At 46.8% G+C, this 14,552-nt stretch carries 13 protein-coding genes and 1 tRNA gene; 9 read left to right on the forward strand and 5 right to left on the reverse strand.

The genetic code is table 11. From position 1 onward, the window contains the following. Together IQ217_RS08940 and IQ217_RS08945 are read right to left on the reverse strand one after the other, a co-directional pair. Positions 1–258: a hypothetical protein gene (locus IQ217_RS08940; RefSeq protein WP_338116537.1), complete on the reverse strand. Its 258-nt coding sequence runs from the start codon at positions 256–258 to the stop codon at positions 1–3. Positions 259–335: 77 nt separating this feature from the next. Next, a complete protein-coding gene (locus tag IQ217_RS08945) occupies positions 336–791 on the reverse strand; it encodes an SRPBCC family protein (protein WP_190599532.1) in 456 nt (151 codons plus the stop codon). A 192-nt stretch (positions 792–983) separates the two neighbouring features. Here IQ217_RS08945 and IQ217_RS08950 point away from each other — a divergent pair, with 192 nt between their 5' ends. From IQ217_RS08950 to IQ217_RS08990, 9 genes are all read left to right on the forward strand, one after another. Beyond that, positions 984–3,668, forward strand: a complete 2,685-nt coding sequence (locus tag IQ217_RS08950) for an efflux RND transporter permease subunit (RefSeq protein ID WP_194019684.1) — start codon at positions 984–986, stop codon at positions 3,666–3,668. A gap of 139 nt (positions 3,669–3,807) precedes the next feature. Then, the gene (locus IQ217_RS08955; RefSeq protein ID WP_194019685.1) at positions 3,808–4,233 is read left to right on the forward strand and encodes a phasin family protein; all 426 of its coding nucleotides are present in this window, start codon (positions 3,808–3,810) and stop codon (positions 4,231–4,233) included. Between the two features lie 64 nt (positions 4,234–4,297). Beyond that, positions 4,298–4,774 (forward strand): hypothetical protein, encoded by a 477-nt coding sequence (locus tag IQ217_RS08960; protein WP_194019686.1) that lies wholly within the window; start codon positions 4,298–4,300, stop codon positions 4,772–4,774. Positions 4,775–4,884: 110 nt separating this feature from the next. Next, the gene (gene truB, locus IQ217_RS08965; RefSeq protein ID WP_194019687.1) at positions 4,885–5,775 is read left to right on the forward strand and encodes a tRNA pseudouridine(55) synthase TruB; all 891 of its coding nucleotides are present in this window, start codon (positions 4,885–4,887) and stop codon (positions 5,773–5,775) included. A gap of 111 nt (positions 5,776–5,886) precedes the next feature. Next, on the forward strand, positions 5,887–6,522 hold the full coding sequence (locus IQ217_RS08970) for an HAD family hydrolase (protein WP_194019688.1): 636 nt from the start codon (positions 5,887–5,889) through the stop codon (positions 6,520–6,522). A 133-nt stretch (positions 6,523–6,655) separates the two neighbouring features. Next, on the forward strand, positions 6,656–6,814 hold the full coding sequence (locus IQ217_RS08975) for a hypothetical protein (RefSeq protein ID WP_194019689.1): 159 nt from the start codon (positions 6,656–6,658) through the stop codon (positions 6,812–6,814). A gap of 26 nt (positions 6,815–6,840) precedes the next feature. After that, entirely contained in the window at positions 6,841–7,365 is a 525-nt protein-coding gene (locus IQ217_RS08980) for a hypothetical protein (RefSeq protein ID WP_194019690.1), read from the forward strand. Positions 7,366–7,431: 66 nt separating this feature from the next. Beyond that, the gene (shc, locus tag IQ217_RS08985; RefSeq protein WP_194019691.1) at positions 7,432–9,390 is read left to right on the forward strand and encodes a squalene--hopene cyclase; all 1,959 of its coding nucleotides are present in this window, start codon (positions 7,432–7,434) and stop codon (positions 9,388–9,390) included. 64 nt (positions 9,391–9,454) lie between these two features. Beyond that, positions 9,455–9,528: transfer RNA gene (locus tag IQ217_RS08990), tRNA-Pro, on the forward strand. Between the two features lie 31 nt (positions 9,529–9,559). Here IQ217_RS08990 and IQ217_RS08995 read toward each other — a convergent pair. From IQ217_RS08995 to spkD, 3 genes are all read right to left on the reverse strand, one after another. Next, the gene (locus IQ217_RS08995) at positions 9,560–11,926 is read right to left on the reverse strand and encodes an ATP-binding cassette domain-containing protein (protein WP_194019692.1); all 2,367 of its coding nucleotides are present in this window, start codon (positions 11,924–11,926) and stop codon (positions 9,560–9,562) included. A 160-nt stretch (positions 11,927–12,086) separates the two neighbouring features. Further along, a complete protein-coding gene (locus tag IQ217_RS09000) occupies positions 12,087–12,956 on the reverse strand; it encodes a M15 family metallopeptidase (protein ID WP_228023991.1) in 870 nt (289 codons plus the stop codon). Between the two features lie 17 nt (positions 12,957–12,973). Next, positions 12,974–14,485 carry a fatty acid biosynthesis serine/threonine-protein kinase SpkD gene (gene spkD / locus IQ217_RS09005; RefSeq protein ID WP_194019694.1) on the reverse strand — a complete coding sequence of 504 codons (1,512 nt, stop codon included), beginning with the start codon at positions 14,483–14,485 and terminating at the stop codon, positions 12,974–12,976. Positions 14,486–14,552: the final 67 nt, after the last annotated feature.

The raw sequence follows: 14,552 nt of genomic DNA on the forward strand, positions 1-14,552 counted from the left end.
TTAAAAATCCGTAAAGATTTCCCCTGCCAGTAAACCAGCATTAACTTTGCTGGTGACCAGTTCTCGGTACATGGCTAGTTCCTGGGAGAGCAACTCATACCGGGGCTTGGAATGTAGCACCCGAGCCCTAATGTTGGATTCCTCTTCCTTGGTAACCACGCCATCGGCCACGGCTTGCTCAATCAGGGTGCGCAAATAGGCTAATTCTTGGGTTTCTTCCGCAGTCAATTGCTGGGAATCGGGACGTTCCACTTTCACTGCCAACCTCCTACTCATCGCCATTGGTTATTTCTTCCAGCTTAGCCCAGGATTTTAGTAGGGAAACTGCCCGTTAATTAACTATGTAGGCCACTGTTGATATATTCCCTTTCCGCCACCTGTTTTAACCGTCGCAGTTGGGCTTGCATATCTGCACTGGTCCAGCGGGCCGCAAACATTTGAAAGCCCCATTGCACAATGGGATTCGGTACAGTGAACTCGAATCGGTTTAGCAAATAGGTACCTTCCTCCAGGGGGCGACATTCCCAACGGTCTTGTCCTTGGAAAAATCCTTTAAACTGCCACACCACTAGCCCTGGCGATCGCTCCACCACTACACTTTTCAAGCTGGGCTTGAGCAGGGGAATTTGGATGGTAAAACGACTCCGGCCGCCGATCGCCGTGGACCATTGACCGATGGGTTCACAACGGAGGGCCGGGTTGAGCCAGAGTTGCATTAGCTCCAAATCAGTGAAACACCGTTCTACCACTGTGGCACTGGCGTTAATTTCAATGCCTTGCTCAAAAATCACGAAAGTTTACGAAAAAGCTGGTTCAAAAGGGGGGCTAGTTTACCTTTTGGGGATAGTAACAGATTTCCAGGGGTCTTAACTGGCCCAACCGCTAGGAGGAATTGCCCTGGGCCATGTTCTGCTAGATTAGCCGAGGTGCGGATCAATCCATTTTTAGCTAATCCCACCCCAAAGAATTTAGGAATTCCCTCGATGCAGTCCCCCCATGCTCCCCGCTGGAATCTTTCCCATTGGGCCATTGACCATCCCCGTTTCACCATCGGTTTTTGGTTGGCGATCGCCGTGGCGGGGCTATTGGCCTTTATCTCCCTCAAATATGCCCTGTTTCCGGAAGTGAGCTTCCCGGTGGTGATCGTCCAGAGCAGTGGTTCGGGCTTGGATTTAGCCCAAACAGAGCAGAAGTTGACCATTCCCCTGGAGGAAAAACTAATTACCATTGCCGATGCGGATGTGCAATCGTCCACCTACCCAGGGCAAACAGTGGCATCGGTGATTTTTTTAATGGGGCAATCCCTGGAACAGGCCACCACGGCGGTGGAGCAATCTTTACAGGGGGTAACTCTACCGGCGGGCAGTGAAATTACCGTTTCTCCTTATAACCTGAACGAATCGGTGGCGGTGACCTATGCTGTGGCGTCCGAGACATTATCCCTAGAGGAAATGGCAGAGCCGTTGCGGCAAGAAATAATACCCAAGCTCCAGAACATTGATGGGGTACTGCGGGTGGACTTACTAGGGGATGCTAACTTTCGATCGCCAGGGGTCAAGGCATCGGCTCAACAAACCATCAATCCCCCCACGTTGACTCGCCATAACGGCCAGGATGTGTTGGCGGTGCAGGTGGTGAAAACGGCCCAGGCCAATACCCTGGAGGTGGTAGACCTGGTGGAACAGTTGATTGCGGCGCAGGCCCCCAGTTTGCCCCAGTTACAATTCATCGAAGCGGAAACCACAGCAGGTTATATCCGGGAAGCAACCCAGGCCACCATTGAAGCCCTGTTGGGGGCGATCATCTTGGCGGTGTTGATTATTTATCCCTTTCTCCGTAGCGGCTGGGCCACTTTGATTTCGGCGATCGCCATCCCCCTTTCTTTGCTGGGCACCTTTATTGTGATGGCGGCGTTGGACTTTAACCTAGAAACCCTGACCCTGCTGGCCTTAGCTTTAATTATCGGCATTGTGGTGGACGATGCCATTGTCGATGTGGAAAATATTGCTCGGCACATTGAAGCGGGGGAACCGCCCAAGCGGGCCGCCAAAAATGGCACCGAAGAAATTGGCTTGACCGTATCTGCTACTACTTTCTCCATTGTGGTGGTGTTTTTACCCATTGCCTTGTTGGGGGGAACTTTGGGGGAATTTTTCTTGCCCTTTGCCGTCACCGTGTCCGCCGCTGTGATGGTCTCCCTGCTGGTGGCCCGAACCCTTTCCCCAGTGCTGACAGTGTTGTGGCTACGTCCTCAACCCCAACGATCCGGTTCTTGGTTCAGTCGGGGTTTGGATCTCCTCGGCGATCGTTACCAACAGGTTTTAGCTTGGTCTTTGGGACACCGTTGGTGGATTGTGGCCTTGGCCTTAGCCAGTTTGATGGGGGGCTTGGCCATTATTCCCCTCATTCCCCAGGGTTTTATTCCCACCCTCGACCGGGGCGAATTTAACGTCATTTTCCAGTCTGCTCCCCCCAAAATTGCTGGGGCCTTGTCTGCTCCCCCCAGTGAAAATAACAGCAGTAACAGTAATGAAGGAGGCACGGGCGGAGCCTTTGGCTGGATTGATCAACTAGCCACTAATCCTGAGGCGGTGCTGTTGCGACGGGGTCGGCGAGTGGCGGAAGAGTTAGAACCCCCTATTTTGGCCAATCCGACTGTGACAGAAACGTTCACCGTGGTGGGTACCCAGGGCAATCCCCTCCAGGGCAAAATCTATGTCAAGCTGGACGGCGATCGCCAGGTGACGACCCAAACGGTGCAAACGGAAGTGCGGGAAGCGTTGCCGGAAATTCCCCGGGTAACCACCAGGGTAGAAAATATCCTTTTTGTGCAAACGGGGGACGATACGCCCCTCAAGTTGGCTTTACTGGGCAATGATTTAGATGTGTTGCAAGCCACAGGGAAAGCTCTGGAGGAAAAGGTGATGGCTTTACCAGGTTTAACCCAAATCAGCCTCACCGGGGCGGAGCCTGACAGTACGGGAATTTTGCGTCTACGGGGGCAACGGGCAGTCTATCTCAGTGCTTCCTTACTGCCCAACTATGCCCTGGGGGATCTCACCCAACAGGTGACGGCGATCGCCGAGGAGTTATTACCCGCCGGAGTGGAACTGAGTGTCCAGGGGGAATCGGCCCGGGTCGGATCGGTATTTCGGGAATTTGCCCTCGCCTTTTTACTTTCCTTGCTGGGGATGGCGGTCATTTTTCTGGGGCTATTCCGCCGTTTACTGGAACCAATGGTGGTGTTACTTTCCTTACCCCTATCCATTGTTGGGGCCATGGTGGGCTTGCTGGTTACCCAGAGCGAATTTGGCATGATTTCCCTGATTGGCTTGATTTTCCTTCTGGGTCTGTTGGACAAAAACGCCATTCTCCTGATTGACTATGCCAACCAACTGCGGCATCAGGGTTTATCCCGCCAGGAAGCTTTATTGCAAACGGGCCATATCCGTCTGCGGCCGATCTTGATGACCACCAGTTCCACTATTTTGGGCATGCTCCCCCTGGCGCTGGGATGGGGGGCCGGAGCGGAACTCAGACAACCCATGGCGATCGCCATCATTGGGGGCCTGTTCACCTCCTCCGTACTCAGTTTGGTGGTGGTGCCGGTTTTGTACAGTCTGTTGGATGATGTTTGGGGAAGGGAAGCTAAGTCGGAAAAATCCTGAGAGCCTGTTGGTAAAATCTGACTTTGCCTCTGTTTCCCCCCAAATTTGGGGGGTAAGGGGGTCTTTTTAAACACGTTCTGATTTTGCTCCCCTGGTAACATTTCCCCTCGGCTAGCCATTGGCAGATGGGAATGCCAAAATGAAGACAACGTTGTTTTCGGTAAGAATTATTATGTTGCGGGACTTGGTGCAAAAAGCAGTCTATTTAGGGGTTGGCATTGCTTCCTATGCCGCCGAAACAGCCAATAGCAATATCAAGGAATTGGGCAACCACGCTCAGAAGTTGGTGGATACCCTGGTGGAACGGGGAGAAATGAATGCAGAAGAAGCCCGCCGCTATGTGGATGAGTTGATTCGGGAAGCTCAGGGGGAGGCGATCGCCCATGGGGAAGGGGAAAATAAACAACCCCGCCGCATTGAAATCATTACAGATGAAGAGGACGCCAACGCCGATCCCCTTGCCCAAAAAACTCCCTCCCAAACCCAAACGGAGGACGTGGAAGCCCTGCGGCGACAGGTAGCGGCCCTGCAGGCGGAATTGCAACGTTTGAACCGTCAACCCTAACCAAGGGGCACAGCGTCCACCACAAGTTGTCAACACTGCAAATAGCAAAAATAGCAAAACAGTTATGGAAGATTGGGAGAAAAACCTCTGGTTGGCGGTGGAAACCTTGACCACAGCGGTGGAGACTTGGGTGGAAGACGTGGAGAACGCCCTAGGGGAAGTGGCCGAAACCATCGAAGAGGAATTAGGCACCGAGTTGCAATGGTTCTGGCAAGAATGGTCCACCTTCTGGGAAGACTTGTCTGACTTTGACGGGGACTTAACCGACCTAGGGGAATTTGGCGATCGCCAGGGCCGGGAAGGGCGGAACAATCGAACAAATGATCGAGGCTATTCGTCCATGGTGCCCTGGTCTTCCCTGGACGGGGACTTGGGTCTCAATCCCCATCTGCCAGCCAGCGCCAATCATCAGCCCGCTTGCCAAGGCTGTCAGCACTACCACGGTTATGTGTACAACGGACAACTACTGGTGTGTGCCATGCACCCCTACGGCTGGGAAACGGAACAATGCCCAGATTGGCAAGGCCCCAATCCCAATTAATTGTTTTTACTAATATCCAATAACTATTTCAACGGGCAGGGCAGGCGATCACCTAAGGGAACTGCTAAGGTTTTTGTTGGCCGCCCCTTAACTCCAGCAAATTTTCCCCTATGTTTGGTTTCCTCAATCTCCATAAACCGCTGCAACTCACTTCCCATGATTGTGTGGCCAAAGTGCGCCGTCTATTAAGGCAAAAACGGGTGGGCCACGGAGGAACCCTAGATCCTTTGGCGGAGGGAGTATTGCCTATGGCGGTGGGGTCAGCGACCCGATTACTGCCCTACTTGACCGGAGACAAGCAATATCAAGCCATTATTCGTTTTGGGGTGCGTACCGACAGTGACGACCTCGCGGGGAAAGTGCTGGAAAGTCGAATTGTTGCGGATTTAACCTTAGCTGCCGTTGAACAGCTTTTACCAGATTTTTTGGGAGAAATTGAGCAAATACCGCCCCAATACAGTGCTATTCAGGTTAATGGTAAGCGGTTATATGAATTGGCTAGGGCCGGCATTACCCAAGCAGTGCCCAGTCGCAGGGTGACCATTGATGACTTGAAAGTGCTCGGTTGGCGATCGGGGGATCAGCCGGAATTGGACTTACAAATTACCTGTGGGGAAGGAACTTACATTCGGGCTTTAGCCAGGGACCTTGGCGATCGCCTGGGAACGGGGGCAACCCTGGCGGGCTTAGTACGGCACCAGAGTGGTGGCATGGCCCTGGATAATAGCGTCGGTTTAACGGCCTTGGAAAAAATCGCTGAGGCGGGGGAGTCCATTCCCCTCATTCCTCCCCAGGAAGCGTTGAGCCATTTAGCCACAGTCCGCCTAAATAGTGAGTTGGAAAAAAGGTGGTTCCATGGTCAAAGATTACTGTTGCCGGATCTTCCCGTCGGAGTGGCACTCATTACATCGGATCTAGACCCAGTAAAATGCTTGGGCATTGCCGTTGTAACCCCAGAAGACCATGGCACGGTGTTACGGCCAAAAGTTGTGCTGAATTAAAAGTTGTTGTAACCAACCTTGGGTATCATTACTTGCCAAACAAATTTCAGTTAAAAACTTGTCAAATTTACTTTCTTAACGAATCAAATAGTTGTTAATTTGATTTTAACTATGGCTAACAAAAAGATTATTGTTTTTGACCTAGATGGAGTACTAATCGACTCCGAAGAAGCTAACTACCAAGCCTTTGCCTATGGCATTGAACAATTGGGTTTGCCTCGGCCCGATCGCCAAACAGTGGTTTCCCTCGTGGGACTAAAAGCTTCCCTGATGCTAGAAAAATTAGGTTGTCCAACAGAAAAAGTAGAACGTATTTTTAAAGATTTTGTCCAACCTTTTTACATCGAAAATCTGCCTCAACTGGCGGCTCCCATGCCCCAAGCTGGAACGGTTTTAGAAACTTTGAAACAACGGGACTACACGATTCTAGCCTGCACTTCCGGCGATCGCCGTACCCAAACAGCCGCTTTACAAGGAGTGGGTCTATGGTCAGCCATTGAAACCATGCTGGCGGCCGACGATTCCCCATTTGCTAAGCCCGATCCCCGTTACCTGCAACAATTGCTCGCTCCCTTTGATTACCAAACACTGTTGCATGTGGAAGATGCAGAAGTCGGCATTCGCATGGGGCAAGCTTGTGGAGCAATAAGCATTTTTGCTGAGTATGGCTATGGCTCCCTACCAACGGATTTGCCAGTGGATTATCGTCTTACCCAATTGGCCGATATTTTGGCGATCGCCCTTTAGAATTATCTTGACGATCAATTTCAGGATGTAAGGATGAAGCTTTAGTTGCCTCTCCACGCTCCACTGTAAAATCAGGTTAAAATTAATAAACTTAGTAAATGTACAGTTTCTACTCTTCGATATAGCCTGGTGAATGAAAGATGACATTAAACAAGTCAATGACGTTGCCAAAGAATTTAATATGACCAAAGTTCAACGTAAAGAATTTGGACGGTTTTTAGAGAGACAAAAAGAACTCAATTTGGGCGAGACAAAAAATAAAAGAGGCGACTTTACCTATCAAGAACTATAACAACAAGCGAAACAATTTTTAAAATCATGAATCCATTGAAGTTTTTGTCAACAGCCAAACCCCAAACAAAAATCACAAAAGATTGTTTTTATAGTCTAATCCAGCCTATTTATGGTCAAACTTGTTGGCAGATTCGTTTAGGTTATGGACAAGAACTATGTTTAGAAATTGGCAAGAAAATTCCTTATCATTCCTCCACTCTGAGCGGTGAATTTAAAGGGGAATGGCAACTTGGCACCAGAGCTTCGGACTGGGCAATTTACAGAAAAAAATATCCTGCTACTACAAACTCTGATTCATTGATAAAATCATCTGATTATGAAAAATCAATCAATCAAAAAATCACCAAAATAAGTAGACAAAAAATCCATAAAATAGAAATTGTTGAGTTTTTATATTTATTCGATTTTGGATTGTACAATTTGATGATTCCCGATCAGAAAACCACAGATGACTTGCCCCTGTGGGAATTATTTATGCCAAATAACCAAATCTTGGAGGTATATCCCAACTTTGAATTTCAACTCCATTCCCAAGATGAAATTGCCTGAGAGCAATCTGTTTTAGCTACCCAATCCATCTGCTATCTTTGTAAAGAAAAATTTACAACTTTGTCCATGGTTATTGCCGTTTTCCCCTCCGTCCCCTGTCCCAGCACCGAACAAGTGCGCCAGGCGATCGCCGCTAGTCGGGACTTCTTGCTGTCGGAACAATACCCCGATGGTTACTGGTGGTCTGAGTTGGAATCTAACGTTACCATCACGGCGGAAGTGGTCATACTACATAAAATTTGGGGCACAGCAGCCCAAAGACCCCTGGAGAAGGCGAAAAGTTATTTGCTCCAACAACAACGGGACCATGGTGGTTGGGAATTGTACTATGGCGATGGCGGTGAACTGAGCACCAGTGTGGAGGCCTACACAGCCCTGCGGATTTTGGGCGTTCCAGCTACAGATCCAGCCTTGCTCAAAGCGAAAAATTTCATTGTTGGCCGGGGCGGCATTAGCAAATCCCGCATTTTCACCAAAATGCACCTGGCCTTAATTGGTTGCTATGACTGGCGGGGCACCCCTTCCATTCCCCCTTGGGTCATGCTTTTGCCCAATAATTTTTTCTTTAATATTTACGAAATGTCCAGTTGGGCCCGCTCCAGTACGGTGCCGTTGATGATTGTCTGTGACCAAAAGCCGGTGTACGACATTGCCCAAGGCCTACGGGTGGACGAACTCTATGCGGAAGGGGTGGAAAACGTCCAGTACAAATTGCCGGAGAGTGGCACTATTTGGGATATTTTCATTGGTTTGGATAGCCTGTTTAAGTTGCAAGAACAGGTCAAAGTGGTGCCCTTACGGGAACAGGGTTTGGCCCTAGCGGAAAAGTGGATTTTAGAACGGCAAGAAGTCAGTGGCGATTGGGGTGGCATTATTCCGGCCATGCTCAATTCTTTACTAGCGTTGAAAGTTTTGGGCTATGACCTCCATGATCCCTATGTACAGCGGGGCATAGCGGCGATCGACAATTTTGCCGTGGAAACGGAAGATAGCTATTCTATCCAAGCCTGTGTTTCCCCGGTGTGGGATACGGCCTGGGTGGTGCGGGCCTTGGCGGAGGCGGATCTGGGTAAGGATCATCCCGCCCTAGTTAAAGCAGGGCAGTGGTTGCTGGATAAGCAAATTCTCACCTACGGCGATTGGCAAATCAAAAATCCCCAGGGTAAACCGGGGGCCTGGGCCTTTGAATTTGATAATAATTTCTACCCTGATATTGACGATACCTGCGTGGTGATGATGGCTTTACAGGGTATTACCATCCCAGATGAAGCTAGAAAACAGGGGGCAATTGATAAAGCTTTGCAATGGGTAGCCACCATGCAGTGCAAAACCGGAGGCTGGGCCGCCTTTGACATTGACAATGACCAAGACTGGCTTAATCAATTACCCTACGGGGATTTGAGGGCTATGATTGACCCCAGCACCGCCGACATTACCGCCCGGGTGATTGAAATGCTTGGGGCCTGTGGTTTGACCATGGACTCTCAAGGAGTAGAAAGGGGTTTAGCCTACTTGCTTCAAGAACAGGAACAGGATGGTAGTTGGTTTGGCCGCTGGGGGGTGAATTATCTCTATGGCACCAGTGGGGCCCTATCTGCTCTGGCTATTTACGATGCCCAACGTTTTGCCCCCCAAATTAAAGCGGCGATCGCCTGGTTATTGAGCTGTCAAAATGCAGATGGGGGTTGGGGAGAAACCTGTGAAAGCTATAGAAATAAGCAGTTAAAGGGCAAAGGCAACAGCACTGCGTCCCAAACCGCCTGGGCTTTAATTGGTTTGTTAGATGCCCTCAAATATTTACCTAGCCTCGGGCAAGATGCCAAACTAACCACGGCGATCGAGGGGAGTGTGGCTTTTCTCGTCCAGGGACAAACCGCCAAAGGCACCTGGGAAGAGGCAGAATTTACGGGCACCGGCTTCCCTTGTCATTTTTATATCCGCTATCACTACTACCGCCAATATTTTCCCCTCATTGCCCTAGCTCGCTATAACCATTTAACCACATCAGCAGAAGCCCTGGGGTGATATCCGCCCGACTAACCCCTGGCGATCTGGGGAAATCTATCCTAAGATTGGAGGGGTTAAACTACGGGATGTAGCGCAGCTTGGTAGCGCGCCTGCTTTGGGAGCAGGATGTCGCAGGTTCAAATCCTGTCATCCCGATTCGCTATTCCTGTACAAGTTCAATAAAGTTTTAAATGATGTCCTGACGTTTTTTAAGCAGGAAGATGATTGCTAGGCACAAAAATCCCTGGAGCAAGAGAACTTGCCAATTAATCAATAGATTGCCCCAACTGGGATCGTAAACGGGATTAGTTTTAAAGGCAGATTCCATAACTTTGTCGTCGGGGAAAATAATCGGTTCTGGTACAAGACCATTGATGTCCAATAACGTGCCATAGGCACCAATGGACCAACGACTGACTGTTAACCAGGAAAGATACTGACTCACCCCTTTAATTTGGAACAGTACACCAGAAAAAATGATTTGGGGCAATAATAAAATTGGTAAGGCGGTGTTAGCCTGGGTTTCACTTTTAGCAAAGGTAGAGACCATAAGGCCTAGACACAGGGCACTAAAGAGGGTCAGATAGGTTGTTATTGTCAGGCCTAGACCCCACGGTAACAGGGTCGCTGGAGGATGGCCAAAAGCCATGAGAATAACTGCCACCATGGCTAGGGTTTGCAGAAAAGCCAACCCCGACAGTACTGTCACCTTAGAGGCGATGTAGGCAAATAGGTTCAGGTTAACCAATCTTTCTCGGCTATAAATATCGTTTTCTTTGACTATTTCCTGAAGGGAACCGGCCAGACCCACCCAGATGGCAGCACAACTGAATACCAACAGTACGGTTTGGGCTAGGGGGGCAAGTTTGGGGTCTGCTTCACTGCCCAGAATAAATGGTTCCCTAACGGCGATCGCCAAGTCAATTAATAAAATGCCAATGGGAGCAGTGGCAATGGCAATGCCCACGTTAACCGGATCTCTAGCCATAATTTGCCCGTATCTTTGACAAAGAATCCAAGCTTGGCGGAGGGGAGATACCCTAGGGGGGCTGGGTTTGGGAGCAATAACGCTAGAATCACTCACTCCTAACCGTTGGTCAATGTATTGGTGTTGATAGCTAGACCAGCGATATCGTTGAGTTGTGTGGATCACCGCGGTTTGGTTATCCAATTGAATATAAACCTCAGCAAAATCGCCATTACGGAGATTAAAAAACTGGCAAGCGTCACTAAAAGTGCCGAAATAACACAGATTACCCCCCTGACCTAAAAATACCAGGCGATCGCACAGATTAATATTGCCGGTGGCGTGGGTTACTAACACAATGGTGCGCCCTTGATCTGCCAATTTTCGCAGGAGTTGCATCATCTTTTTGTCTAGACCTGGATCTAAGCCAGAGGTGGGTTCATCGAGGAAAAATAACTTTGGATCTACCAGTAATTCCACGCCAATGGATACTCGTTTGAGTTGACCGCCGCTTAAGTTTTTCACTAAAACATGGCGACGTTCCTGCATTTCAATTTGCCCTAGAGTTTTTTCAATAATTTCGTCAATATCAGCATCTTGAGGCAGCCTTAATTTCGCCGCATACCGTAGAGCTTCCACCACGGTCAAGGAATTATGGATAATATCTTTTTGGGGCACATAACCAATCTGATTTCGATACAAATTAAAGTTATTTCTCAAATCTTCCCCATTCAGATAAACGGTGCCAGTGGTGGTAGGTTCAATGCCTAGTAAGGTTCGCATAAAAGTTGATTTGCCTGCACCACTACCTCCCACTAGGGCGACTAGTTGACCTGGTTCAATGGGTAAAGAAATTTGGTTTAGCAGGGTGATTTGCTCGTTACCATTACCCTTTACCGTGCGGACTATATTGCGGGCGTCTAGGCGAATATTATCCCCAGTGTCGGCAATGAATAACTGATTGTTTTGTAATAGTAGGGTGTAGGGTAAAATTTTAATAGTAGCGGCAGTATTAATTATAATTTTTCCGTTAACTTTAGTCCCGTTAACATAAACACCATTGGTGCTGTAATCATATAAAAGATAAGTGCTAGGTTCTAAATAATCTAGCACGGCATGCTTACGAGAAACCGCGGGAGAAAGCAGTTGTAAGTTAGCAGTTTCATCCCGGCCGATAACCACGGATTTTTGTTGCAAATTAATTGATGACAAGGATGCTTGATTAACATTACTCAGACTATGGGAGTTAAAATATTTAAGGGTAATGAGAATATTAATGTTTTGACCAACTTTAATAATGTCCCCATTTTGTAAGGGGTAGCCAATATCATGGGCGATTAAATGATGATTAATAAACAGCTTATTACTACTGGGATTAACGCCATCACCGTCATAGATAATGTAATTGCCTTGTTTTTCTACTAAGGTTGCTTGGCAACGACTGATAACGCCCCAATCAGGGGGAACGAGCAAGTCAGCAAATTGGCAATCACGACCAAGGATATGTTTGCTTTTAGTTAACTCAAAGGGAGGTAATGATTGACCTTGATTAGTTACAACAATATATGGTCTATTATTTTGATTCATTGAAACACATTAACGTTCATAACTTTTACTCACTTGTATTCGTTGTTTCATATCGAATATAAACTAAGTTTTTGTCATTTCTCTGTTGTTGTTATGGTTTTATTATTTCTGCATTTTTGCCTATTGAGAAGCAAGATATTCATATAAGAAATTATCCATATTAAATGCCACTTCGAGCTGCCATAAAAATTTGGTTTGCTCGTGGTGAATTGACGTAGCGCCAATGCCATGGTTCATAGCTTACCCCTTGACTATTACCAGGCGGAAAAGAAAGCTCAAAGCCATACTTATTAGCATTTCTAACTAGCCATTGATAGGCAGATGTATTTTCAAAACTTATTTTCAAATCATTAGCCGGATTAGCACCGTCTCCAATATCCAAGGCATAGCCAGTGTGATGTTCACTATGCCCAGGGGGAGCACTAAACCTTGCTGCTGCTTCTTTTCCACCTTTTCTTTTAATTTGATTTTGAAATAAAGCATCCTGGGATGCAATGGAACGAAATCCAGAAATAATCGTCAATCTTACTCCTTGAACTTGGGCATCAGCCTGCATTCTTTTAAAAGCAGTGGCTGCTTCTTGGTCTAGGGATTCACTGCGACCGTAATATTCACCAACTTTCACTAATCTTTGCTGGGTATTTTCGGAAAACGGATAATGGCCTAAATTAGTTTTAACAGCAACATTATTAGGGATTTCTTCTAATATTTGTTGTTGCACTGGTGGAGATAATTGTTCATAATCTGATGGAAGTTCCGGTAGTAGAGGACTAGCCTGGGTTTCAGGTACTCCAGTTATTAATGGTTCCAGGTTAGTTGGACTCGGAGTGGGAACCGGGAGAGAAGAAAGCTCCCTATTTTCAAGGGAGTTGTTAACCGCAATTTTTTCTTGATTATGGATTGCACTCTCTTCATTGACGGATAAATGTTTAGAATTAGGCAAATACCACCATCCATACAACATTCCCACTAATAGGGCGGCAACGAAAAAATTCACCAACTGAAAATTATTCTTTAAGAATTTTAGCATTTTCCTTAGAACCAAATCTAGAAGTTTACTAGTTGACTGGCCATCCAACCTGTTGCTCCTGAACCATAGTGATAAACTTTGTACCAAACATGACCACCGGAATCCGTACTACTATCTAAAATGTCGAGTCCATCACCTGTATAACCTTGGGTGACAACGCCATAATTTGTTCCAGGACCAGAACGAATATTTTTGGACCCAGGGATTCCCCCGATAGTTGCACTAGCACCGCCAGCCATAGCCCTTGCTTGATTGGCTAAAGCTTGAACTCTTTGTCTTTCTGCAGCCAAACGTTGTCTTTCTTGCTTAGCTCGATTTGCTTCTGCCGTTAGTTGTTGGCGTTCCTGTTCAATACGTTGAGCTTCCAACTCTTTTTGACGTTTTTCTTCCTCAGCTATTTTCTGCTCTGCTTCTATACGTTTTTGTTCAGCCTCTTGTTTTTCTTTTTCAGCTTGGGCTGCTCTGGCTTCAGCTTCCTTAATTTGCTGAGTTATAACAAATCCTCCACCCAAGCCAGCTGATACAACAATTATACCGATTAAAATAGTTAATAGCGTCGCAATTTTTGATTTACTTTTTTCACTACTTTTTTCAGAACTGATTGGTGTAGATACCCTGGTTGCTGAGTTAAAACTCGAACTATTGGAAGTCAAAAATTCATTACTAGGTGTTACTCGAACAGTTTCCATTGGAGGCACTGTTTCAGCTCCAAAACTTGCTAAAGAATGCAGATCTTGGTACATAGCATCTGCGGTCGGATATCGACGGCTAGGCTCCATTTGAATGGCCTTGTTTAGTACTCCGGTCAACTGTTGATTTATGTCGGGTACATGGCTCTGCCAATCTAATTCTCCAGTCAATTGACTAGTGGCAAATTCAACAGGTAATTTTTTGGTGAGAGCGTAAATAATTGTTAATCCTAAAGCATAAAGATCGGTGCTGAAAACAGAACGCCCTGCACTTTGTTCTGGAGCCATAAATCCCCTAGTGCCAATAACTACAGAGCTAACAGTAGAACCAGAACTGAGAGAAACAGCTCCCATGGTTTCTTTAACTGCACCAAAATCAATTAGAACAGGCAAATGATCACTATCCCGCAAAATAATATTTTCTGGCTTAATATCTCGGTGAATAATACCTTTACTATGGATATATTTGAGGGTGGTTAAAAGAGAAGAAAGAATGGTTTTCGCTTGTTCTGAATTAATGGGAGCAATTTCACTTAGACTTACTCCTTGAATATATTCTTGGACTAAGTAAAATTCATCATTAGTTGAGAAATAACTGTATAATTTTGGGATTTGCCCATTGTGTTCTCCTAAATCTTCTAATACTGAAGACTCTTTCTCAAACAGCTTTTGAATTAGCTCTGTGGAGGTGTTACTGCTAGCAGTGGCCGGTTTTAGTCGCTTTACCACGACTAGCTTTTGAGAAGGAATCTGAGTATCTTTAGCTAAAAAAGTTTCTCCAAATCCTCCTGAACCAAGAGATCTGACAATTTCATAGCGGTTGAGAAGTTGAGCATTCATGTTGTTTACCTATTTGAAATAAAAACACTTAAAATACTGAAATTTAAACTCAACTTACTTAACTTAT

The organism is Synechocystis salina LEGE 00031, assembly GCF_015207985.1.
GTDB lineage: Bacteria > Cyanobacteriota > Cyanobacteriia > Cyanobacteriales > Microcystaceae > Synechocystis > Synechocystis salina.

Coding starts and splice junctions, on each gene's coding strand:
- truB (WP_194019687.1), top strand. CDS start 4,885: ATGTTTGGTTTCCTCAATCTCCATAAACCGCTGCAACTCACTTCCCAT.
- IQ217_RS08955 (WP_194019685.1), top strand. CDS start 3,808: ATGAAGACAACGTTGTTTTCGGTAAGAATTATTATGTTGCGGGACTTG.
- IQ217_RS08960 (WP_194019686.1), top strand. CDS start 4,298: ATGGAAGATTGGGAGAAAAACCTCTGGTTGGCGGTGGAAACCTTGACC.
- IQ217_RS08975 (WP_194019689.1), top strand. CDS start 6,656: ATGAAAGATGACATTAAACAAGTCAATGACGTTGCCAAAGAATTTAAT.
- spkD (WP_194019694.1), bottom strand. CDS start 14,485: ATGAATGCTCAACTTCTCAACCGCTATGAAATTGTCAGATCTCTTGGT.
- shc (WP_194019691.1), top strand. CDS start 7,432: ATGGTTATTGCCGTTTTCCCCTCCGTCCCCTGTCCCAGCACCGAACAA.
- IQ217_RS08980 (WP_194019690.1), top strand. CDS start 6,841: ATGAATCCATTGAAGTTTTTGTCAACAGCCAAACCCCAAACAAAAATC.
- IQ217_RS08995 (WP_194019692.1), bottom strand. CDS start 11,926: ATGAATCAAAATAATAGACCATATATTGTTGTAACTAATCAAGGTCAA.
- IQ217_RS09000 (WP_228023991.1), bottom strand. CDS start 12,956: ATGCTAAAATTCTTAAAGAATAATTTTCAGTTGGTGAATTTTTTCGTT.
- IQ217_RS08950 (WP_194019684.1), top strand. CDS start 984: ATGCAGTCCCCCCATGCTCCCCGCTGGAATCTTTCCCATTGGGCCATT.
- IQ217_RS08970 (WP_194019688.1), top strand. CDS start 5,887: ATGGCTAACAAAAAGATTATTGTTTTTGACCTAGATGGAGTACTAATC.